The sequence below is a fragment of the Arhodomonas sp. KWT genome (genome assembly GCF_010993615.1).
Window position 1 is genome coordinate 1 of the sequence record NZ_WNXE01000022.1, and the last position, 25,112, is coordinate 25,112.

General features: G+C 70.4%; 9 protein-coding genes. 5 read left to right on the top strand and 4 right to left on the bottom strand.

The window, feature by feature from the left end; all coding sequences use genetic code 11:
• The 4 genes from rbbA to G7A99_RS06335 form a co-directional block, all read right to left on the bottom strand.
• Positions 1 to 2,655 (bottom strand): ribosome-associated ATPase/putative transporter RbbA (rbbA, locus tag G7A99_RS06320; protein ID WP_163139236.1); only part of this gene is annotated, 2,655 nt, incomplete at its 3' end.
• Positions 2,652 to 3,701, bottom strand: a complete 1,050-nt coding sequence (locus G7A99_RS06325; RefSeq protein WP_240466134.1) for an HlyD family secretion protein — start codon at positions 3,699 to 3,701, stop codon at positions 2,652 to 2,654. The genes G7A99_RS06325 and rbbA, both read right to left, overlap by 4 nt.
• Positions 3,702 to 4,034: 333 nt before the next feature.
• Positions 4,035 to 6,875 (bottom strand): autotransporter domain-containing protein, encoded by a 2,841-nt coding sequence (locus G7A99_RS06330; RefSeq protein WP_205599754.1) that lies wholly within the window; start codon positions 6,873 to 6,875, stop codon positions 4,035 to 4,037.
• 730 nt (positions 6,876 to 7,605) lie between these two features.
• Positions 7,606 to 8,049: an OsmC family protein gene (locus G7A99_RS06335; RefSeq protein WP_163139239.1), complete on the bottom strand. Its 444-nt coding sequence runs from the start codon at positions 8,047 to 8,049 to the stop codon at positions 7,606 to 7,608.
• A 389-nt stretch (positions 8,050 to 8,438) separates the two neighbouring features.
• Between G7A99_RS06335 and G7A99_RS06340 the strand changes: the two genes are divergently transcribed.
• The 5 genes from G7A99_RS06340 (at position 8,439) to G7A99_RS06360 (ending at position 25,108) form a co-directional block, all read left to right on the top strand.
• Entirely contained in the window at positions 8,439 to 9,776 is a 1,338-nt protein-coding gene (locus G7A99_RS06340; protein WP_163139240.1) for a diguanylate cyclase, read from the top strand.
• A complete protein-coding gene (locus G7A99_RS06345; RefSeq protein ID WP_018717063.1) occupies positions 9,773 to 11,251 on the top strand; it encodes an ABC transporter substrate-binding protein in 1,479 nt (492 codons plus the stop codon). Before G7A99_RS06340 ends, G7A99_RS06345 begins: the two co-directional genes overlap by 4 nt.
• A gap of 148 nt (positions 11,252 to 11,399) precedes the next feature.
• Positions 11,400 to 13,916 (top strand): EAL domain-containing protein, encoded by a 2,517-nt coding sequence (locus G7A99_RS06350; protein WP_240466138.1) that lies wholly within the window; start codon positions 11,400 to 11,402, stop codon positions 13,914 to 13,916.
• A 339-nt stretch (positions 13,917 to 14,255) separates the two neighbouring features.
• The gene (locus tag G7A99_RS06355) at positions 14,256 to 19,289 is read left to right on the top strand and encodes a hypothetical protein (RefSeq protein WP_163139241.1); all 5,034 of its coding nucleotides are present in this window, start codon (positions 14,256 to 14,258) and stop codon (positions 19,287 to 19,289) included.
• Complete coding sequence (locus tag G7A99_RS06360; protein ID WP_163139242.1) at positions 19,286 to 25,108, top strand: MG2 domain-containing protein; 5,823 nt, start codon at positions 19,286 to 19,288, stop codon at positions 25,106 to 25,108. Before G7A99_RS06355 ends, G7A99_RS06360 begins: the two co-directional genes overlap by 4 nt.
• Positions 25,109 to 25,112: the final 4 nt, after the last annotated feature.

Below are 25,112 nucleotides of genomic sequence, written 5' to 3' on the forward strand. Positions count from 1 at the left end.
GAAATCCAGTGCCTTGGAAAACGTCCCCCGGGCAATGGTGAGGTAGTGCGTCATCGGATAGGCGTGCCCGATCACCGCACCCAGTCCCTGCAGCGAGGACACCGGATCCATGAGCCCGGAGAACTGCACGGCCGGTAGCATGGTCAGGATCGCGGTGCCGAACAACGCCGCGATCTGGCTGCGCATGAAGGTGGATATCACCAGGCCCATGGCGGTCGTGGCGGTGACGTACACCAGCGTCGCCACCGCGAGGGTCAGGAAGCTGCCGGTCAGTGTCACGCCGAAAACGGCCTCGGCCAGCAGCGTGAGCAGCAGAAAATTGAGCATCGCCAGCGCGATATAGGGAAGCTGCTTGCCGAGCAGGAACTCCAGGCGGGTCACCGGCGTCACGTACAGGTTGACGATCGAGCCGAGCTCCTTCTCCCGGACGACGCTCAGTGCCGTCAGCATCGCCGGGATGAGTATCAGCAGCAGCGGGATCATCGCCGGCACCATCGCCACCAGGCTTTTCACGTCCGGATTATAGCGATAGCGCGTCTCGATACCGAACTGCCCGGATGCCGCATCACCGCCGAACGCCGCCGACCTGCGGGCAAGCCAGTCCGCATGCATGCCCTGCACGTAGCCGCGTACCGTCTCCGCCCGGGACGGCATGGCACCGTCGATCCACGCACCGACCTGCACATCCCTGCCCCGGGCGATGTCACGCGCGAACCCCGGCGGTATCTCGATCGCCAGGCTCAGCTCACCGTCGCGCATGCGCCGGTCCAGCTCGTCGTAGCTGGCGATCGGCGCCTTCTCCACGAAATACCGCGACCCCGAGAGGTTGAGGGCGTAATCACGGCTCGTCGTGGTCTGGTCCCGGTCCAGCACCGCGAAACTGAGGTCCTCGACATCCATGGTGATGCCGTAGCCCATCACGAACATGAGGATCACGGTGCCCAGCCCCGCGAGCATCAGGCGTATGGGATCACGCAGGAGCTCCAGGCTCTCCCGGCGCGCATAGCTGAACAGGCGCTGCAGGTCGAAGGCCCGTTGTCCGGATGGCCCGCCTTGGGTGACGGGCGACGGCGACTCCGCCGGGGTGGACGCCTCCTCCGCCCCGGCGCCACCCGCCGCTTCCAGGTAGTCGATGAACGCCTGTTCCAGCGACTCCGTGCCCCGTTCGCGAAGGAGGTTCGCCGGCGTATCGCTGACCAGAACGCGGCCCGCGTGCATCAGCGAGATGCGGTCGCAGCGCGCGGCCTCGTTCATGAAATGCGTGGAGATGAAGATAGTCACACCGTCCCGGCGGGAGAGCTCGACGAGTGCCCGCCAGAACGCGTCGCGGGCCACCGGGTCGACCCCGGAGGTGGGTTCATCAAGGATCAGCATCTCCGGGCGGTGGATCATCGCCACTGCCAGCGACAGGCGCTGGCGCTGCCCGAGCGGCAAACGGTCCGGGAGAACGTCGGCGACAGCATCAAGCCCGAAGCGCTCCAGCATTTCGGCAATCCGGGCCGGCACCGTCTCCGGCGGGAGGCGGAACAGCCGGGCGTGCAGATCCAGATTCTGGCACACCGTGAGCTCGGTATAGAGCGAAAAGCTCTGGGACATGTAGCCCACGCGGCGCCGGGTCTCCATGTCGTGCGGGTCAACCCCGCGGCCGAACAGCCACGCGCGCCCCTCACTGACCGGCAGCAGGCCCGTGAGCATCTTCATCGTCGTGGTCTTGCCGCAGCCGTTCGAGCCGAGGAACCCGAAGATCTCGCCGCGGTGAATGCGGAAATCCACGTGGTCCACGGCCACGAAACCACCGAAACGCTTGGTCAGTGCCTGCGCCTCGATCGCGACCGTATCGTCGTCGCCGGCGGTCCGCGGCGGGATCTCGACCGCCCGGTGGCCACGCCGCCGCTCCGCCGGCAGCAGCGCGATAAACGCCTCCTCCAGTGTGTCCGCACCGGTGCTTGAAAGCAGCTCCCGAGGGACACCGGTGGCCAGAACACGGCCGGCGTCCATCGCCGCGAGCCAGTCGAACCGGGCCGCTTCCTCCATGTACGCCGTCGCGACGATCACGCTCATACCGGGACGCCCGCCGCGGATGCTGTCGATCAGCTCCCAGAACTGGCGGCGCGACAGCGGGTCGACGCCGGTGGTGGGCTCGTCGAGCACGAGCAGGTCCGGATCGTGTATCAGCGCACAGCACAGGCTGAGCTTCTGCTTCATGCCGCCGGAGAGCTTGCCCGCCGGCCGGTTCACGAACGGCGCGAGGCCCATGCCCGACACCAGCTCGCCGATCCGGCGCTCGCGCTCGCTCCCGGCGTGCCCGAAGAGGCGGCCGAAGAAGTCGATGTTTTCGAATACCGAGAGCGTGGGGTAGAGGTTTCTGCCCAGGCCCTGGGGCATATACGCGATGCGCGGCCCCATGGCCCGGCGGTAGGCGGCGTCGGCGATATCGCCCCCCAGCACCTCGACCCGGCCCTGCTGGATCCGGCGGGCCCCGGCGACGAGCGCCAGCAGACTGGACTTGCCCACGCCGTCCGGGCCGATGATGCCGGCCATGCCACCGGCCGGCAGCGTCAGATCGATACCGTCCAGCGCCGTCACGGCGCCGTAGCGCAGGCTGACGCCGCTCAGCCGGGCCGCCGCGGCGAACCCGTCATCCGGCGTGTTCACTCACGGCTCCCGGCCTGCAGCCGCGCAGGCCACTCCGCACCGGAATCCAGACGCACGTAGGCCATGCCCGGCAGGCCGGTCTTTACCTGGGTGATGTGCTGACGGAGGAGCTCCGGGTCGATCCTCGCCTTGACCCGGAACATCAGCTTCTGGCGTTCCTCTGCGGTCTCGACGGTCTTGGGAGTGAACTGCGCCACGTCGGCCACGAACGTGACCGTGGCGGGAATCACGTACTGGGGTGCGGCGTCGAGCACCAGACGCGCCTCCGCCCCGATCGCCACCCGGCCCGCCTCGGCGGTGGGCAGGAAGAAGGTCATGTACACGTTGGTCAGGTCGACGAGGTTGAGCACCCGCCCGCCGGCCCCAAGAACCTCGCCCGGCTCGGCGACACGATACTGGATACGGCCGTCCGTGGGGGACGTCAGCACACTGTCGTCGATATCGGCCCGGATACGCTGGACCGTGGCCTGCGCTGCCGAGACCGCCGCCTCGGCGTCGATGACGCCGGACTCGGCGGCGCCCACGGCCGCCTCCGCCGCGGCAACCTGGGCCTCGGCGGCAGCCACGGCGGCCCGTGCCGCCTGGAACGAGGCCCGGTCGTCATCGAGCCGCTCCTGGGGGACGGCCCCCCTGGGGGCGAGGTTCTCGGAACGGCCAAGCCGCAGTCTCGCGGCGTCCTGCTCGGCACGCCGCTGTGCGACGACCGCTTCGGCCGCGCTGCGCTCGGCGCGGCGCTGCTTCACCAGATTACCGGCGGTCTCGACACCCACCCGTGCGCGCCGCAATTGCGCCTGCGCCTCACCGAGCTGCGCCTCGAGGGTGGCCGTGTCCATGCGCGCAAGCACCGCCCCGCTGGTCACGAAATCGCCCTCGTCCGCGCCGATCTCGCGAACCCGCCCGGCGGTTTTGGTGGCGACGTTGATCTCCACCGCCTCGATGCGGCCGTTACCACCTGCAAAGCCGGCGGGCAGTGCATCGTGATTCGCCTGCCACCACTGCCAGGCGAGCAGGCCCGCCACGGCCGCGGCGATCACTACCGCGGCCATCCATCTCCAGTACCCCTTCATGCCCTGCACCATCCCTGTAATCGACTGCCATCCACGTATCGCCCACGGCGGACGTCACGCACGGAAATCCGGAAGTGAGAGACACTGACCCGGCGACACGGGGGCAGGCATGCCGGGTGACGGATACCCACACGGCGCGCGAAGGCGCCAACCCGGGCTACAGCGGAGCGTCACGGCCTTGGAACACCGCCTCACGACCTCCCCGTCCCTGGCATGCCGCTCAGCGCCCCCTGCGCTCCGCCATGCACCGGTTCATCGTATCCGACGCAACCCCGCTGCTCCATAGCCCCGACACCGCCGCGCCCCGGGGACTCACCAGCGCAGGCGGTAGGTCAGTGAAAGGCTGTGATGCCGGTCGCTGCCGGAGATGCTGCCCATGTACTGGAGCCTGAGCGACGAGCCGTTGGCGTAGTCCGCCCCGATCCCGCCGTGAACGAGCAGGCGGTCGCGCTCGAGCTCCGTGCCTTCAACGGCGAAGCTCGTTCCGGGAGCACGCTCGAAGCTTGCCGTCATGACCGCACTACGCTCACCGAATTCGTGGCTCCAACCGAGCCCGAACGCCGGAGTGACCGATGTCCCGCCATCGGTGTCAAACGAGCCGTTGATCCGGATACCCAGCCGCGAGCGAACGGACGTGAAGGCCTCCTCCTCGACGCGGAGGTTAGCCGTTCCCGCACCGCTTTCGGTAAAGGCATCACGATCGGTGCGGTCGTAACCGAGGCCCACGTAAGGCGTCGCCGCTGTTCCGCCCGGCTGGACGAACCTGTGGCCGGCCTCCACGGAAGCGCTCCACTGGATCGCGTCGTAGTCGGCCGTCGCACTGCCGCCCGCACCGGCCAGATTCACCTGTCGGGTGGCGTCCGTGCGATGGCGCGCCACGCCCGCCACACCGTCAACATAGGCCATGCCCCGGGACCAGCGGCCGTAACCGGCGACGTGAACGCTGTCGGTATCGAAACCAGCGTCTTCCGTATCCGTGTCGGTGCGGGCATAGCCACTCGCCATGCCGAGCACGACCGTCGGGCTCCACCGGGTGTCCGCGCCCACGGTGAGCGCCCTGGCCCGATAGTCCGCGGCCGGCGCCTCGGCAGTGCCGTCGATATAGCCCCGGCTGCCGGTGGTCCGGGCCCACAGACCGCGTGACGCCGGCCCGCCGGTACCCGCCGGGGCATTCGCCGCGCTCTCGCGCAACACCCACGAGGGCATGCCCCCGGCGAGGGAGGGCTGCATGTCCATGCCGGGGTCAGGCGCCAGCATACCCGCACCGTTCATGCGCGCGGAGACGACACCGTTGAACTGCTGGGCCTGCTGTAGCGCTACCATCTGGGGGGCGGTGTACTGCACACCGTTCAGCACCCGATACGCCTTGCGGGCGCCACTGGCGTTCATGCCATAGACCGCGCCGATGATAGGGGTCACACCACCGGCACGCCCGGCCTGTCTCTCCAGCGCCCGGCTGACGGCACGCTGGTTATCCGTGCGCGCGACGTCGGAGAGCGTGATGTCGTTGCGCAGGAGGGAGAGTCCGACATCATTCTCGCCGTAGCGCACCTCTGGTGTCAGGAACGCGAGCGTCGAGTCGACCCTGTTGAAGGTACCGCGCACGCCCCCATCCGCGGTAAGGATCGTATACTCCGTGGCCACGCCATAGCCCCCGCCGCCGGGGCGTATCACCAGCCGGCCGTCAAGTGCCGCGGTACCGCTGATCACGAGCCGGTCGCCATTACCCGCGGCGTCGGTTTCCACGCTGTAGACGCCGCCACCGGCAATGTGGAAGTCACCGTCGACGGACAGTGCGCCAATGGAATTGCCCGGCGCCATGGTCCCGCCGTCCGCGACCGACGTTGTGCCGACGGTGCCGGAGCCGGCGAGCGTGCCGCCCTGCTCCACCGTCGTCTTCGCGCCCGGAATGCGGCCGTTAACCACCAGACGGCCATCGCTCACCACGGCGGTACCCGTATGGGTGCTGTCACCACTCAGGGTCAGCACGCCGGTACCGGCCTTGTGCAGACCGCCGTTGCCGGTGATCGTCCCCGCGTACACGGTGTCCACCACCTGATCGACGGTGAGGGTAGCGCTGCTCACCGCGACGGTTCCGTCAGTCCCCGTCAGTGATGACGCCGTCAGATCATGGCCGCTGAGGTCCAGCGTGCCGCCGTTGACCACATAGGCCGTGGCGTCGGCCAGGCTATCCGCCGACCCCATGACGAGGCGTCCGTCCGAAACCGTGGTTCCACCAGCGTATGCGTTGCCGCCGGTAAGCGTCAGCGTGCCCGCGCCCCGCTTTTCCAGCGAGCCGCCACCACTCATGTCACCGGCATAGGACCCATTGGCACCCTGTTCGAAGATCACCCTGGCATTGTTGGTGATGTCGCCCGTTAAGGTGTCGGTGTCACCGGCAAGCGCACCCGCTGCCACGGTCACGTCGCCGGTAAAGGCGTTGCTGCCGGCAAGCGTCCAGGTACCACCACCCTCCTTGCGCAGGTGTTCGAATCCCCGGTATTGCCGGCCACTGCCCAGTTGGCCCACGTCGAAGGTGCTGTCAGCGCCACCACCGAGGATGAGCGTGTCGTCGACACCGTCCGCAACGACATCGCCGTTGATCTGCGAGCCCTGCTGCAACTCCAGGGCATTGGTACCCGCGGAGAACCGCACCGCGGTCTGCGCGCCTTTACCGGAGCCACCGGAGATCGTGCCGGTATTGACGACGCCAATGCCGCTGCCGGCAACGCCTGCACCGCCGGCACCGTTGACCCGGTTGTATCCCCAGTAACTTCTGCCCCGGATCCCGCCGTCACCGCCCCGTATGGCGCCCGAATTGGTGAGAACGGTCCCCGTCGACAGATGAACCCCGATGCCTCCATCACCGCCGTTACCACCGCCCGCGCCATTGCCGCCGTCTCCACCGTCTCCGCCACGTATGTCCTGACCGGTATCCACGGCAATGGCCCCGCTACCGATATACTCGATCCCGTAACCGCCGGCTCCACCACCACCGCCGCCGCCGGCGCCGCTGCCGTTTTGCCCATCGGTGCCGTCGCCGCCTGTCAGGTCCCCGTCCGGAACGGCGCCAGCCCCGGAATACGCATGGACGCCACCGTCACCGCCGTCACCTCCACTGCCGCCATCGCCGCTGGCTCCGGCCCCTCCCAAACCGCCTCCGGGGCCGCCCCCACCGCCGCCCCCACCACCGGTATTGCGCCAGTGACCTACATGCCCATCGGCACCAGCCGGCGACTCGTAGGTTCCACCTGCTCCGCCGGGAATCGGAGAGCTTCCCGCGCCGGCACCGCCGTGACCGCCGGCGCCATAGGCACCGGCAGAGACGCCCAACGCGATCGCAACCAGGCCGATCGTCGCGAAACGGCGGCCCGGGCACACCCGGGCCGCCAGGCTGAGGCAGTCCGCTCGGGCCTCTTCCAGCCGGCAGGGACTCCGGCTGTCACCGGACACACCGTTATCGCCGTACCGGTTCAGTCTCCGGCCGTGCGGACGTGGAACGCCCGAAGGGAGGTTGTAGCTCATGTCGTGTCGTCAGTCCGGTTCGGTGGGGAGGATCGGGCACGAGACGATGGCGGCGCGCACCAACTACCCCGGGTGGGCTTTCTTGTTTATTTATTTGATGTATGTAATTTCACCTCGACCGACGCATTCCGTCAACACTCTGTGATTAAGATCACAAAGTGTTGGTCCGACAGCCCGGATCGGGGAACCACACTGCTCGTAGGTATTGCCGCCCCCGGACGCCAGCCAGCACGGGTGATAAGAATGACGACGGGGATGATCAGCGCGAACCACGCACGACCGGGGCGTGCCGTGGGACACACCCGGCCTGGTTCGGATATGAAGGGCCCCGGGCGACCCGCCCGACCGCCCTCATGGCCTAGGCGCCGGTCTGCACGTCGACCCGGGGCTCCAGCGTGACCTCGCAGTCGAGGGAATTGGTGATCAGGCACGCGCGCTCGGCCTTCTCGAGGCATCGCAGCGCCGCATTGCGGTTGCCGTCATCGGCGATCTCGAGCCGCGGACGCAACGTCACCCGCGTGAAGCGCAGGGCGCGGTCCGGGCGATCGAGCTCCGCGTCCACGTCGCAGGCCAGATGCCGCCACTCCAGCCGCGACGCACGGGCGACGGCACGGAACGACAGGACGAAGCAGTCCGCGATCGACGCCACGAACAGGTGCTCCGGCGTCCAGTATCCGCCGGGCCCGCCGAACTCCTCCGGCGGCGCGGTGGGAATGGTCCCGAGCCCCTCAGCGGAAACAGCGACGGTCCCCTCCGCCTCGCCGGAGGAACGAACCAGGTAATGATGCGGCAGCGACTGCATGCGTATCTCCCGATGGCCGATGTTCCCCCCGAAGCATACCCGCGCCCGCGGTGATGAGGTTGACCTGCGTCATCCGAGCCGCGGCCGCAGTGCCGCCGCCGCTTTCCCCACTGCGACACCCCGGGTGTACCCGACCGGCAGGACTCGACCCCGTGCGGGATATGTCACAACATCCAGGGGACATAGCGCGTATGGGCGGGATACCGTCGCGGGAGACGATGTCTACAATGCCTTGCACGAATATGGTTACACTCAAGCAGTATAAATGAGAACAAAGGGGCAAGGGATTGGGGGAGGAGGAATCCAGCCCGAGGGCGCCGCGCCCCCGGAATCCGCCAGGATGGCGCTGGGGCGGGCTGACTGCCCGCTCCCTGGCGTTGAGTGTGGTCATGGCGGTGGCGACTGTGGGTGCCGTGGCACTGGCCCTGAACGCGTTCTCCGAATACCGGCGCACGGTATCGGCCCTCGCCCAGGAGAAGACCGAGGGGCTGATGACGGCGAACCTGCTGCAGCAGCAGGCGGAGAGCCTCGTCGCGAGTGGGGCCATGCTGCTGCTCGCGGACAGCCAGTTCCGGCGCCGTCAGGCAATGTTCGAGATCCAGGACCGGGTCGAGTGGATCGGCCGTCTCACCACCGAGCTCTATGCGTTGCGTCCCTCCGCCCGGCAACTCGCCGATATCCGGCACAACCGCGGACAGCTGCAGGAGAACCTGAGCACGCTGGACCGTCTCGTCGCCCAGCGGATCGAGCTCTGGAACCGCGTAAGGAATAGCGAAACCCCGTCCCCCGCGGTGCTTCGCCGGCTCGGCGAGGTGGAATCCAGACTCGCCGATGTGCTCCAGGAGAACCGGGCGCTCTCACGCCATCTCGAGGTCGCCGTGGCCTACCATGTCGCCGCCATCCGCGAAGAGATGCGCCAGACCGTCAAGGCACTGAATGCGGACGTCGTCCGCCACGAGCGCTGGCTGATGATCGCGGCGGCGGTGGTCATGGTTGTGCTCGTCCTGATCGTCACCTTCGTCCAGTATTCCGTCGTGGGACGGTTGACGCGAATGCAGCGGGTCATGCGTCTGCCAAGGCCGACCCCGCAGGACATCGTCATCCGCGGACACGACGAGATCGCCAGCATGGGGCTTGCCGTGCGGCGGTACGTCGAGCGCATCACCGCCAACGAGCGGCGCATCACGCAGATGAACGAGGAACTCCAGTTCCACGCGACACGGGACGCGCTCACCGGACTCCACAACCGCCGGCACTTCGAGCACGCGCTCTACGAGACCTTCGAGCGCGATCCCGCAGCACCGCTGTGTCTGGCGATGATCGATATCGATCACTTCAAGGAGGTGAACGACACCCACGGCCACGACACCGGCGACCGTGTCCTCATCCACGTCGCCGAGCAGATGCGGTACCTGCTCCCCGAGTCGATGTACCTCGCGCGTTATGGCGGCGAGGAGTTCGCCGTCCTCGCCTCAGGGCTGTCTCCGGAACACACCCGTTCCCTGCTCGAGCGTCTGCGCCGGCAGCTCGCCGCGCAACCCGTGCACGTCGGCGACGATACGGTCGAGCTCACTATCAGTGTCGGCATCGCCCCCCGGCTCCCCGGCGGAGACGCCGCCCGGACGCTCAAGGCGGCGGACGAATCCCTCTATGCCGCCAAGCGCGCCGGACGCAACCGGACCGTCATACGCCCGCTCCGTGCGGACGACCAGGAGACAACGCAATGAAATGGCCCCATTACGTGCTGTTCGCCGTGGTGCTGGCATTCGGCCACATCACTGCCGGCAGCGCGGGTCCGCCGGACAGTGTGACGATCGACCGCCAGCTCCGACCGCCACACCTCGATCCCACCCGAACCGCCTCGGCCAGTACCGCGGAGGTCACGCACCTCAACGTCTTCCAGGGACTCACCCGGATCAACCGCCACGGCGAGGTGAAACCCTGCCTCGCGACCGCATGGCGCGTCAGCGACGACGGGCGGGAGCTGCTATTGCGTCTGCGCAAGGGCGTGCGCTTCCACGACGGAAGCCACTTCGACTCCGAGGTCGTACGCTACAGCCTGAACCGGCTGCTCGATCCCGAGGCCGGCAACCCGCAGCGCCAGCTCTACCAGGCCATCGAGCGTGTGGAGACCGCCGGGCCGTACCGCGTCCGCCTGCATCTGCGCTATCCGGACTCACTGCTGCCCTTCCGCCTGGGACTGGCCGCCGCGGTCATCGTCCATCCGGACAGCGTCCACTCCAACCTGACCGCACCCGTCGGTACCGGCCCCTACCGCGTCATGCCCTGGGACGGGGGTGCGGTGGAGCTACAGCGCTTCGACGGCTACTGGGGCGATCAGCCACCGATGAGGCGGGCGACCTTCACCTTCACCGCCAACCGTCTGGAGCTGGAGAACAGCCTCAGCGAGGGACGCGTCGACCTGCACTCCGACGTCAGCCCGCTGCCCATCCATGTGCAGCTCGCGCTAAGGGGCGACTACGAAGTCCTGAAGGGCGAGAGCGAGGGCGAGGTCATTCTCGCGATGAACCACGCCAACCCCGCACTGGCCGACCGGCGGGTGCGGCGGGCGATCTCCCACGCCATCGACAAGGACGAGCTCCTGTCCATCTACCGCGGGGTCTCGCCGACGCCCATCGGCAGCCACTTCTCGCCGCGCCACCCGGCATACATCGATCTGACCGGCCGCTACCCCTACGACCCGCAACGCGCCCGCGAACTGCTTGCCGATGCCGGCTACGCCGACGGCCTGTCACTCACGCTGCGGCTCCCCCCGCCGATCTATGCCGAACGCGGCGGGCTGCACATCGCGAGCAACCTGGAGGCCGTGGGAATCAACATCACCGTTGAGCGGCTGAGCTGGGGGGAGTGGCTGGAGCAGGTCTTCCAGGACGCCAACTACGACCTCACGCTGGTCTCCCACGTCGAGCCCATGGACATCGGCATCTACGCCCGCCGTGACTACTATTTCAATTATGACAACCCTGAATTCCGCGCCCTGTGGCGCCAGGTCCAGCGCACCCAGGAAACGGCCGCACGCGACGCATTACTCGCACGCGCCCAGCGAATGCTCGCCGACGACGCCGTGAACGTCTTCCTGTACATGAAGCCGCAGCACTCGATACACCGGCGCGGCCTCAGGGGGGTATGGCGGGACGCTCCGATCCCGGCAATAGTCGTCGAGGATCTGTACTGGGAATGAGGAAACAGACCTACCCACGCTTGGTTGGAGGTATAATCCCGCAACTTATGTGACATCAGTCACGTATTGTATAAAATACGTCCAATGTCGACATTGATGGATCATCACCGTGCCCCGAGTGTCCTCGACGCTTGACCTCCGACAGGCCGTGCATGACCGCATCGCGGAGCAGGCCCCGCTTGAACAGATCTTTACCGCCATCGTGGCCATGGCCGAGGAGGCGTTGCCCGGGGCCCGGGTGTCCATCATGCGTTACGACCCGGACTCGAACACGCTCAGCCTGACCGGGCAGTCGCCGTTTCCGCAGTGGTGCGAGGCCGCCCTGAACCATCTCCCGGTTGCCCCGGATACCGGAACCTGCGGCCGTGCCGCCTACCTGCGTGAAACCGTCATCACCCGGGACATCGACACGGACCCCGCCTGGACTGGCTACCGCCACGTCGCCCGCCAGGCCGGCCTGCAGGCCTGCTGGTCGGTGCCGATTCTGGGCGACGACGGCACACTGATCGGCACCTTCGCCGTCTACTACGACCGTCCCCGATCCCCCTCCCGGACCGCGCGCCGGGAGATCGAGCGCGCGGCGAGGCTGGTGGCACTGGCAATGGCGCGCCACGACGACCGGCGGCGGCACCAGGCCACGGAGCAGCGTCACCAGTCGCTGTTCTTCCACCATCCCGACGGCGTATGCGAATTCGACCTCGACGGTAATTTCCTCCACTGCAACGCCGCCATGGAGCACATCACCGGCTTTCGCCGGGCGGGTCTGGTCGGCCGTCATTTCAACGAATTCGTGACCCCGGAATACCGTGCGCTCACCGAACGGCACTTCGACCTGGCCGCCCGCGGCGTCAGCCAGCACTACGAAACCAGCGGCATGCACCCCGACGGCCGCCAGTACCCGGTTGAAATGACCAACCTGCCCATTGTCGTCGACGGCAACGTCGTCGGGGTCTACGGAATCTGCCGCGACATTACCGAACGCCGGGCCCGGGACGAGGAGCTCCGGCTGCTTCAGCGCGGCATCGAGGCCAGCTCGAACGGTGTCGTCATGGTCGACGCGCAAAGCCCCGGGCTGCCGATGGTCTACGTAAACCCGGCCTTCACCCACATCACCGGGTACACCCGCGACGAGGCCATCGGCCACAACTGCCGGTTTCTGCAGGGTGCGGACACCGACCCGGCGGACATCGAACGGATACGCGACGCCCTGTCCACGCACCGGGACGTCCAGATCACCTTGCGCAACTACCGCAAGGGGGGACAGGCCTTCTGGAACCGCCTGTCGCTGACGGCCGTCTTCGATGAACAGCAGCGCTGCACCCATTTCATCGGCATCCAGCAGGACGTCACACGAGAGCGGGAAAGCCGGGCTCAGCTCGCCTACCAGGCCACGCACGACCGCCTGACCGGACTACTCACCCGTGAGGCCCTGATCCAGGAGCTGTCCCGTCTGGACCATGCCCTGCTGCTGCACATCGACCTGGACGGGTTCAGCCAGGTAAACGCCGGCGCCGGCTACGAGGCCGGCAACCGGCTGCTCCTCTCCGTCTCGCAGCGGTTGGGTGAAATAGCGGACGTGAACGCCATGATCGCCCGCCTGTCCGGCGACGGCTTCGCGATCGCGGTCCCGGGCAGGAACAGCACCCGTGTGGGCATACGCCTGATCGAAAGGCTGCTCGACGCACTCGCCACCCCCTTCGAGAACATCACCGGCCATCCGCTGCAGATCAGCGCGAGCATCGGCGCCGCATCCACGGACTACAGCGGCGAGGACAAGGAAGCGCTGCTCGGCAACGCCGAAGCCGCGATGCGCGAGGCCAAACAGATCGGCCGCAATACATGGCAATGGTACTCGGCGGAAGTGGCCTCGCCGGTTCGCGACTATGTGGTTCTCCGCCGCGAGCTCCAGCAGGCCATCGCGGAGGACCAGCTGGAACTCCACTACCAGCCCATCGTCGCCGCGGATACCGGCGAAGTCCGCAGTCTCGAAGCACTGGTGCGCTGGCGTCATCCCGAACGGGGCCTGCTCGGTCCCGGCGAGTTCATTCCGCTGGCAGAGACCACCGGCCAGATCGTGGACATCGGCACCTGGGTGCTGCGCCAGGCATGCCGCGACCTGGCCGGGCAGCGGCGGAACGGCGGGCTCGACGTCCCGGTCGCGGTGAACCTCTCACCGATCCAGTTCCGGCGCACGGGATTCCTGGACATGGTGCGCACGGCGCTGGCCGATAACGGCATCGAGGGCGAAGCGCTGGAGGTCGAGGTCACCGAGAGCGTGCTGCTCTCCGGTGCCGATCAGGCCATAGCGCTGCTGGACGAGCTGCGCGCGATGGGCGTGCGCGTGGCCATAGACGACTTCGGCACCGGCTACTCCAGCCTGAGCTACCTGCGTGACCTGCCCATCACCAAGGTCAAGCTCGACCGCGGCTTCATCCGTGACATCAACGAAAGCCGGGGCAATGCCGCCATCGTCGAGGCCGTCGCCCACATGGCCCGGCACCTCGGCATAGAGGTGGTCGCTGAAGGCGTCGAAACCACGGCCCAGCATGAAGCACTGCAACGCTTCGGCTGCGGTCTGCTGCAGGGTTTTCTGTTCTCGCCACCCCGGCCGCTGGAGGCGATCGCGCGCGGCCCGCGCGTGCTGCTCCCCGTCGCCCCCTCCTGACGTGACGTTACCGTCCGGGCAACGCCCTCCGATCAGGCCGGACGCCTCCCTGTCTGGTCACGTGGCGTAGGGCACGTTCACGCGACATACCGCCAACGCCACGATACGTAGAGCAGTTCGTGTATATTCGGCTACCGGGGGCGGGATGAATACACCACGACAGGGGACGTACGGGTGGGAGAGGCAGATCGCACGCGACCCGGGTGGCGGCACCGGCGGGTCCCCCGGGTAAAGGCACCGGCGCGGCGGCGCGCCGCCCCCGGCATGGCGGCGGTCATGCTGGCGACAGTGCTGCCAGTGCTGTCTGCGGCACCCGCTGACGGACAGCGGAACCTGTCCATGGGCGACCAGCCGGTCAGCCGGACATATCCGCATTCGCCCCGGATCGAGCAGGTCATCGACCTCGACCACTTCGGCCGGTACGCCTTCGAGGCCACCGGTGAACAGCCCGTCGGGATACGCCTGGTCGACCGAATGGCCGGCCCCGGTCCCGCCCGGACCGGACGGGCCGACCGCTTCCTCGACCGCGGCACCGTCAAGGCCGTCCTGAACGGGGCGGAAAACGGCACCGGCGAGATCAGGCTCACCGTCCACCCCTTCCACGAGCAGAACGGTGCGGACCTGCCGCGGCTGCCGGAACGCCGCCTGGTGGAGACCCGGCTGCGGGACTACCAGCGCCGTTCCTACTGGATCAAGGTCGCGGAGCCGCGCACCATCAACGTGGAGGCGGGCGGCCGCTACCTGGCGGACCTCAGGCTGTGGCGCGAAGGCCGCTGGCTGGTGGCGGCCGAGCCGACAGCGGCGGTACGCGAGCCCGTTACGGGGCAGCCGCTGGAGGTGCGCCGCATCCACACGCGCCTGACCCCGGGGCTGTACCGGCTGACGGCATACGGCGGGCCCGGCAACCCGTGGTCCACCAATGCCGACGCCGAGCCGCTTTACCTGCGCATGGGCATCCCTGAGCTGCCCGCCGGCGCCTGGTCGACACGGCAAGCCAGCCCCTTCGGCATCGATCGCTACCGCCTGCATACGGACGCCAACGTCTTCCAGCTCGAGCTGCCGGAGGCCCGGCCCGCCAGCCTGCGGGTGAGTGCCTACGACGACGCCCGCTCGCCGTATGAGCCCGGACCCGGCACCGGCGGACGGATCGACACAGACAGCCGGAACCCGGAGACCACGGTGCGCACCGGCGATGCTGGCCCGGGCCGTTCACGGGATGTGCTGGTGATGGTGGAGCGCGCCCCCGGCACCGAGTACCACCTCGCCTACCTGCGCAACGCGCCGCGCTATGCCATCCCCCGGGACACCGACAGCGCCTGGGTAGGCACGCTGGCGCTCGGCGACCCGCGGGACGCCGTAGACGCCACCGCGGTCATCGTCCACGACCCGCCGGGCGGCCGGCCGGAGGTCAAGGCGGCACGGGCGGTCGAGCTGTCCTCCAGGAAGGCGTGGCGCCGCCGGTTCAACCTGCTGGACACCGTAGACCTCCTCGTGGAGATCGAGGAGGACGGCACCTACGTCGCGACGATCGACGAGGATTCCAAGGCCAGCGTGGAGCTGCGGGTCGAGCCCCTCGACCGCACCGCCGCCCGCAACTTCCGCAGCCGCTGGGACGTCGCCTCCGAGGCGCGCTGGGACCTGGTCAAGGGCTTCTACCGCATCTCCATGCGCCCGCGCCACGGCGACGCCGGCATCGCCGAGGTCTCGCTCCACCACACCGCCGCTCCGCCGGACAGCCTCGGCGCCCCCGAGCTGGTGCCGCGACAGGCGAGCGCCGTGTTCGAGGGCATCGCCCTGAGCCGCCACGACCACGTCCTGGCCAACCGCTACAATTACGGCCGCTCCGGCCTCACGGTGCGGCCCTGGCCGCTCACGCTGGAGAGTCCCCTGCCGGTGACCCAGTCCGCCGGCCGCACGCGGCGCTTCCGGGTGGCCGACGGCCGCGGCCGGACGCTCATCGCCGAGACACCCGCCGGCGAGCGCCTGCCCCTGTCCACCACGGAGAACGGCCCCGGGAAGCCGTCCCTGACGGTGAACGGCCGGACAACGGCCTACATCACCAACGATGGCGCGGAGCCGGTGCGTTACCTACTGCGCTGGGCCCCGGGACCCGAGCTCCCGCCGCCGCCGCTGAAACCGGTCAGCGGCGCCGCGGTGGCGCGCCAGTTGCCGGACTTCCCGGCCCTGGCGCCCGGCCGGACGGCGCGGCTCACCCTCGATCGCCGGCAGCAGGCCATCTACCGGCTGGCCGTGGATACCCCGGCCCTGTACCGGCTGGAGACCACCGGACTCCTCGCCACCGCCGGCGAGCTCCGGACCCGCACGGTCACGCGGCTCGCCGCCGGCCGCGAGAACGGCATCGGCCGCAACTTCCTCATTCAGCGCTATCTCGGCAGCGGCGACTACCAGCTCACCGTGAACGCCACTGGCCGCAGTGCCGGGGCCCTGGGCGTGTCCCTGGAACGCGCCCCGCTGCGCGACGCCGGCGCGATCCCGCTGACCGGGGCCGTGCGCACCACCGTGGCGCCGGGCGAAGCGGTGCGCTACCGCCTCGACGTCCCGGAAACCGGCCAGTACCGCATTCGCGCCCGCGGGCTGAAACGCCCCTTCGCCGTCCAGCTCGCCGGCCCGGACGGCTGGCCCGTGATCCGGCCCGGCCGGCAGACCCCACTGTCGCTCACCCTTCACCCGGGCCAGCACACCCTCACCGTGCTGCCCCAGAGCGTACCCTCCCGCGCCGTGGTCACCGTCGAGCGCACGGACCGGCCGGCACCGCCGCTGACCGGACACGGCCCGCACCCGCTACCCCTGAACCGGCCCCGGGAACACACGTGGATGGAGCCGGCGGACGAGGCCGCGCCGCGGACGCCGGACCGGTGGCGGTTCGACCTCGCGGCAGCCATGCACGTCCGCCTGGATCTACCCGCAGAGATGGACGCCGCCCTCCTCCGCCGCGGCGATGACGGCGACTGGTGGCCGGCGCAGGCCGACATCAACGGGTCCCGGGAGGGCTGGCTGGCGCTCGACGCCGGTGCCTACCGGCTGGAGGTACGCAGCCGCCGCCCGGACAACCGTCTCGACTACCGCGTGCGCCTCGCCACGCAGGAGCTGCCCCTGGGCCAGCAGCGCGACATCGGCGTGCCCGGCACAGTCCCGTTCGTCCTCGGCGGCGACCGCCTCGTGAAGATCGGCTCCCTCGGCGAGGGCGACGTGGCCGCCACCCTGCTGGACGCAGACGGCAACAGAATCGCCTTCGGCGACGACCGCCCCGACGACTGGAACTTCCTGATAAGCCGCCAGCTCCCCGCCGGCCGCTACGCGCTGGCCGTCACCGCCCCCGGCGACGCCAACCGGACGACGGTGACCCTGGATGCCCCCCGCGAGGTCACGGAAGACGCCCGCACCCCCGACACGGACCTCACCGTCGCCGACGGCGACGTTCACGTCTACCCGCTCGACCTGCCCGGGCCGGACGCGGCGCCACGCCACGGCCTGCCGCTGGTGTTCGCAAGCCGGTCCGGCGCCACCCACGGCGTCGCGCTGGAACGCCGGGAAGACGATACGTGGCGGACCGTCGCCACGCGCACCGGCAGGACGGTCCGTGGCGGCGCCGTGCTCACCGCGGGCGACCTCGACCACGATTACCGCCTCCGGGTATGGACCCTGGAGACAGCGGCGGCGGGTGTCGACGTGGCCCTGCGCCTGGACGCACGGGACAGCGACGCCCCGGATGGCAGCGACCCGCGCGACTGGCGGCTCACGCCGCTGGACGGCACCAACGCGGCGCTGGGGCTAGCGCTCGCGGCACATCCGGGGCCGTTACACACCGCGGAGCGCCGGGACGGTCTCCTGTGGGCCGGCCCTGGTGGTACCTTCCGGGAGGTCCGGGAGGGCTGGATCCCGGCCCGGGATCGTCCGGTATGGCTGCTGGCGCCGCCGGGCGCCGGAACCCTCGACGCCGAACCGGTATCGCTGGTGCCGGCGACAGTGCGGACCATCCCCGCCTCCTCGGACACCTCCCTGCCGCTGCCCGTCGGCACGGCCGGGGCGGAACGGCTCAGGATCTGGACCGCCGTGAGCGCGGCGCACACGCCGGAGCTGCGGGCGTATTCACCCGGTCGCACCGTCGCCGCCACCGCGAGTGGCCGCAGCGCCCTGACCGTGGCGCTCCCCGGCGCGACACCCGGCGACCGCGGGCTGGCCCTGCGCCTGGCGGACGGCAGAGGCGACGCCCCCGTGACCGTCAGCGCGCACGCCCTCGCCACCGGCGATCCGGCCACTGTGACGCCGGGCAGCACCCAGCTCACGCTGCCGGCCGGCACGGCGGTGAAGGTGACCGGCCCCGCCGGTGCCGCCGACATCGCGCTCACCGCGCCCGCCGGTATCGCCGGCATCCTTGCCCGCGACGGGGCCATCGAGCGGCTCCTGTGGACCGGTGACAACGCCGGCACGCGCCACACCCGGAGCAACGTCGGCACAATCTGGCTGGCCAATCCCGGCGACGAGGCCGAAACGGTCGCACTCCGCTGGGCGTCCGCGGCCGGCGACCGGCAGCTGGCCCCGGGCGACTACCTGCGCCTGGGCCCCACCTTCAGCGGCACCCTGTCTCTGCCGGTCACGCTACTGGCGGGCGCCGAAGGCCGGGTTCAGGTGCACGGCGCGGTGCGCGGCGCCCGCTTCGTCCGCGACGACGGCCGCACCGGCCCCGCCGTCGACGGCCCGGGCAGCGTCACGGTCGCCGGCCCGGGCACGCTACAGGTGACCCACGCGGATGCGCCGTTCGGGGTCTGGCTGACCGCCCCCGACGGCAGCCTGACGGGCTGGCGGCACACCGAACGGCTGGCGCCGCGGGCGCCGTCGCTGCTGAGCCTGCGCGCCAGCCGCCCGACACTGCTCGCCCTGGAACGGCCGGATGGCCGTACCCGCCTGCACTGGCTCGACACGACGGCCGGCATCGACGCCCTGCTCCCGGCCGGCGAAACGCGACTGCGCGCCATGGGCACCGCGCCGGAGCGGTGGCTGACCACTCCCACGCCGATGCCCGCCGGGCTGGGAGCGCCCGTGCGGCTGGGCCCCGGGGAGAGCCGGGCCTTCACCTTCGAGCTCCGGCAGCCACGCACCGTGGGGCTCGGTCTCAAGACCGACCGTGAGTCGATCCGCGGCACCCTGGTCGACGCCCGGGGCCGGCAGCTCGGCGACGGCATCGCGCAAATGCACCGGCTCGGGCCCGGGCGCTACTACCTGATCGCCCATCTGCCCCGGGACGAATCCCCGGCACTGGTGCGCTCGGCGCTGGTGGGCACGCAGCTGCCCGACGACGGCCCACCGGAACGGGTCAGGGAACGCTACAGACAACTGGCAGGCAAGGAATGAGCACTACGGCGAACCGACGTTGGCGCGACCGGCTGTTTCTGGCACTGGCCGCGCTGCTGATCTGCCAGGCGCTGGCCCCGGCCGCGGCCGCGGCCGCGGCCGCACCACCCGCCAGACCCGACGGCGCCGTGATCGTGCCCGGGGACTTCCTGCGCCGCTGGGACCCGGTCACCCTGTTCTTCGACGCCGCCCGCGGGCCGGAGGACGGCGGCCCGGAGGCCCACCCGGGCGAGTACGTCACCGTCTCCCCGGCGCACCCGGGAGCCTACACCTGGCTGGACGCACACACCCTCCAGTTCCGCCCCGCGGAGCCCTGGCCCGCCCTCTCGGCGTTCACCTGGCGCTTCGAGGGCGACAGCCACCGCCTGGCGACGCTCATGGCCCCGGCCATCGAGACCCGGCCCACGGATGGCAGCGACGACCTTGCGCCGGTGGATACCCTGTCGCTGCGCTTCCGCGATCCGGTGGACATCGACGCCCTGGAGCAGATGGTCTCCATCGAGGTGCGAGCCCTGCCGGGTATCGAGCCGGAGCCGCTGCGCACGCTGGGCGCGGACGACTTCACCATCAAACGCACCGAACGGGCCGGGCGCGACGCGCCGGTGGACTACGTGCTGCGCCTCCGCGAACCCATCCCCGCCGGGCGCAAGGCGCTGGTGCGGCTGCGCCTGTCCCTGGACGACCGCCCCGACCAGGCGATGCAGACCGTCACCTTCTCCACCCGCCAGTCGTTCCGCCCGGCGAGCCTCGGCTGCGCCGGCCAGCAGCGGGCGGCCACCGCCGGCGGGGTGACCTACGCCGCCTCCGATCCGCTGGTCTGCGCCCCCGGCAACCGGACCATCGAGATCGGCTTCACCGCGGAACCCCGGGACGTGGGCCCCGTGCTGGGACGCAACCTCGTGCGCTTCGAACCCGCGGTGGACAACCTGGAGTACCACCTCGCCGGCCGGCAGCTGCGCATCACCGGCGACTTCGCCGCCGACACGCGCTACCGCCTGAGCCTGCTCCCCGGCGATCTCCGGGACACCCACGGACGGCCGCTGCAGGCCACCGGCGTGAACAGCCTGTACCTGGCGTTCCCGGCCCGCGAGGACTTTCTGCGCGTCAACCGTGGCGAGGGACGCGCGGTCATGGAGCGCCAGGGGCCGCGGATGCTGCCCCTGCGCGGCCGCGGCGACACCCGCGTCGACCTGCGCATCCACGCCATCGACCCGCTGGACCTGCAGTTCTGGCCCTACAGCGACCGCCCGGTCAGCGTCGACGACGACGCCATGCCCCCCGGCCCGGGCGAGGCGCCGGCCCGGGGCCCGCGCCTGCGGGGCAACGACGTCGCCGCGCAGATCGCGACCCTGGGCTCGCCCAGCATCTCCGAGATCGTCGACCTGCCTCTCGAGCACGGCGACCCGGCCGCCCGCTTCGGCCTCGACCTCCAGCCCCGGCTGCGCCGTCTCGCCGGCGAGACGGGTCCGGGCACCTACCTGGTGGGCGTCCGGCGGCTGGGTGCGGGCAGCGAGCGCCAGTGGGTGCGCGTCCAGGTCACCGACCTCTCGCTCACGGTGGTGGAGGCCGAGGACCGCGTGCACTTCGTGGTCACCTCGCTGGACTCCGGCAAGCCCGTGCCCGGCGCCCGGGTTCGCGTGCAGACCCGCGCCCGCGGCGACGACCGGCTGCTGGACACGGTGGTGGACGGCCGCACCGACGGGGACGGCGCCCTCGACTGGTCTCCCCGCCCGAGCCGGCTGTACGGCCCGCCACAGCGGCTGATCGTCTCCAACGGCGACGATACCCTGGTCATCGACCCCCGTGCCGATCCGCCGAAGCGCTATTTCGACAACCACTTCGGCACCGACCGGAACTGGCTGTCCTGGACCGGCCACGCCAGTCGTCGCCGGCCCGAGCCCCAGTGGCGCTGCCACCTGTTCACCGAACGCCCCGTTTACCGCCCGGACGAACCCGTTCACATCAAGGGCTTCATGCGCCGGGTGCACCGCGGCCGGATCGAGAACCGGGATGCGGCGGTAACGCTGGTGGTCACCGGGCCCGACGGCAGCGAATGGCGCTACCACCCCGGGCGCACGCCGGCCGGCGGCTTCTATCACCGCTTCAACGAGAAGACCGAGGCCACCGGGGCATACCGCATCGCCGCCGAGCTCCAGCCCCCCGGCGAGCGGGCGCGGCGCTGCGCCGAGGTCACGGTGCGCAAGGAGGCCTACCGGATTCCGCGCTTCGAGGTGCGTGCCAGCGCCCCCGGCAAAGCCCCGCTGGACCGGCCGTTCAAAGTCGACCTCGTTGCCGAGTACTACGCTGGCGGTGTCGCCCGCCAGCGCCCGGTGCACTGGCGGGTCACGCAGTTCCCCTACCGCTGGACGCCCGCGGAGCGGGAGGGCTTCGTCTACTCCACCGACGCGCGCTTCTCGGGCATCGGCGAGTTCCGGTCCCGGCCCACGCTGACGCGGGAAGGCACCACCGACGACAAGGGCTTCGCCAGCATCCAGGTGGACCCGGCGCTGGAGCCGAGTGCCCAGCCGCGGCGCTACGTCGTCGAGGCCACCGTGGTGGGCGCCGACGACCAGACCGTGACCGACACCGCCGACGTCCTGGCCCTGCCCCCCTTCGCCCTGGGCCTGAAGGCACCGCGCTATCTGGAGGACGCCGAGCGCCTGAAGGGCGCCTTCCTGGTCGCGGGAGCGGACGGCGACCTGCTCGCCGGCAGGGACGTCACGCTGCGGCTGATCAAGCGCCGCTGGGCGGCGCACCTGCAGGCCAGCGACTTCACCAGCGGCGAGCCCGAATACGAGACCGAGGTCATCGACGAGACCCTGCTGGAACGCACGTTCACCAGCGGCGAGGCACCGACGGACTTCGACCTGCCGCTCGACGACACCGGCGTCTACATCGTGGAGCTCTCCGCCCGGGACACCCTCGGGCGGCTGCAGACGGTCCGTCTCGATCTCTTCAACGACGGCAGCGAGCGCGCTACCTGGCCACAGGCCCCGTCGGAGACGTTCACGGTACGCACGGCCAGCGACAGCTACGCCCCCGGCGAGACCGCCACCCTGGTGCTGGAGAGCCCGTTCGCCGAGGCCCGCGCACTCGCCGTCGTCGAGCTGCCCGACGGCCGCAACCGCTACGACTGGGTGCCCGTCCACAACGGCAAGGGCACCTACGAGCTGCCCATTCAGCGGACCTTCATGCCCGGCATCCCGGTCCACTTCGTGCTCATGCGCGGCCGTCTCGACGGCGCGCCGCGGTTCGACCGGGCGGGCCTGGATCTCGGCAAACCGGTCATGATGGCGGCGACCACCCGGGTGGACGTCTCCACCGCCGACCACCGCATCGACGTGGCACTGGATCATCCCGACAACGCCCGGCCGGGGGACACCGTAGAGATGACCGTCAGGCTCACGGACCGCGACGGCGACCCGGTCTCCGGCGAGGTGACCCTGTGGCTCGTGGACCAGGCCGTGCTGGCCCTGGGCGAGGAGCAGCCCCTGGACCCCCTCCCCGCGTTCATCCGCGAACGACCGGTGCGCACCGCCATCCGCGACACCCGCAACCGGGTGGTCGGCTACCTGCCCTTCCGCGAGACGCCCGGCGGCGGCGAGGCGGGCCGGGAGGCCGCGAGCGCGCGCAAGCTGCTGGACCGGGTCAGCCTCCGCAAGGACTTCCGCAGCGTGCCCTACTTCGAGCCCACGCTGCGGGTGGGCAAGGGCGGCACGGCGACGGTGCGCATCGAGCTGCCGGACAACCTCACCAACTTCATGGTGCGCGCCGAGGCCGTCGGCGACGGCGACCGTTTCGGCCACGGCACTGGCCGGATCTCCGTGCGTCTGCCCGTTATCGTCCAGCCGGCACTTCCGCGTTTCGTGCGCTACGGTGACCGCTTCGCCCTGTCCGCCGTTGCCCGCATCGTCGAGGGCGAGGCCGGCGAGGGACGTGCCGCGCTCGACGTGGACGGCCTGCGCCTGGACGGCCCCGCGTCGCAGACCTTTACCTGGCCGGACACCGGCACCCGGCGACTGAGCTACGACGTCGCCGTACCCCTGCCTGAGCGCTGGCCGGACGACCCCGGCGACGTGCCCGGCGCGCACGTCACCCTCGGCGTGGAACGGGCGGCCGACGGCGTCGGCGACGGCTTCCAGGTGGACCTGCCCGTCCGCCCGGACCGGCGCCCCCTGACCGTTCGCCAGACCGGCGAGCTCGGCGGCGGGGCCGCCTTCGACGTCCCGGCACTCGGGACCCCGGTCCGCCCGGGCAGCCTGCGCCGCACGCTGGTACTCGCCGACCGGCCCGGGCTGGTGCGCATGGCCGCGGGGCTCGATTACCTGCTTGCCTACCCCCATGCCTGCACCGAGCAGCGGATCAGCCGCGCCCGCGGCCTGCTGGCGGCGAACGAGCTGCTAGGCCTGCTGCGCCCGGACACCGCGACCACACTGATCGACCGGCACGTGCGCAATACCCTGGCCTACCTGGACGAGGTGGTCCGCGAGGACGGCTACGTCACCTTCTGGCCCGGCAGCGGTGACGGCCAGGTGGGCCTCACCGCGTGGACCTACCTGTTCCTGCTGGAGGCGGACGATGCCGGCTACCGCGTGGAACCGGCCCTGCGCGAGCGCGTGCGCAGCGCCCTGCGACGCGCCCTGCGCGGGGACTACAGCCACTTCCTCGACAGCTACACCGAGCGCTCGATGGCGCTGACCGCCCTCGCCCGGGGCGGCGACCTGGACGCCGGCTACGCCGCCGAGCTGGCGCGGCGCACCCAGTTCCTGCCCCAGGAGGCGCTCGCCCACGTCACCCGGGCGCTGGCCGGCGAACAGGATCCGAGCCCGGCGGTGCTGAAGCGCCTGGAGGAGACCCTGTGGGACGGGCTGATCTTCAAGCTGCGTCACGGCAACACCGTCTACGCCGGGCTCAAGGACCGCCAGACCCAGGACTCGCCGCTGATCCTGCCCTCGGAGACGCGCACCGTCGCGCAGACCCTGCGTGCCGCCAGCGCCGTGCCCGGCAGCGGCGAGCGCGAGCGGATCCTGGCCGATGCCCTGGTCACCCTGGGACGGGACGACGGCTGGGGCACTACCAACGCCAATGCCGAGGCCATCCTCGCCCTGAACGACTTCCTCCTCGCCGGGGAATCGGCGACCCGGCCGGTCACGGTCTCCGCGCAGTGGGATAACACCAGCAGGACGATCCGCGTGGGCGGCAACCGCCCCGTCACTGCGACGCCGCTGCCCTCGCCCGGACAAGTGAGCCTGAGCGCCCCCGCGCTGGGTGACGGGCGCAGCCTGGCCGTGATGGCGCAGAGCCGGTACGTGCCCCTCCAACGCGGCGACCGGGTGGCCGCGCAGAGCCACGGCTTCGTGGTGGAGCGCAGCCTCGTACGGGTGGGCGGCGACGACACCGCCGACCGACGGGTCGCACTGGACACCGCCGGGACGGCCGTCGACTTCACCGTGGGCGACGTCGTGGAAGACCGACTCACGCTGGTCAACCCGGAGGAGCGTCACCACGTGGCGGTGGTCGTCCCCCTCGCCGCGGGCATGGAACCGCTGAACCCCGAGCTGGACACCGCCCCGCCGGAGGCCACGCCCGGCCGGCCACTGACACTGGCGCCGGCCCACGTGGCGCGCCTGGACGACCGCGTGGCGTTCTACTACGAGACCCTGCCCAAGGGCACCTACGAGTTCGCCTTCCGGCTCCGGCCCCAGGTCCCGGGACAGTTCGTCCAGCCCGCCGCCTACGCGGAGATGATGTACCAGGAGGAGGTGCGGGGACACGGTAACGGCGCGCTGATCCGTATCCGGCGGCCCGACGGCGGATAGCACG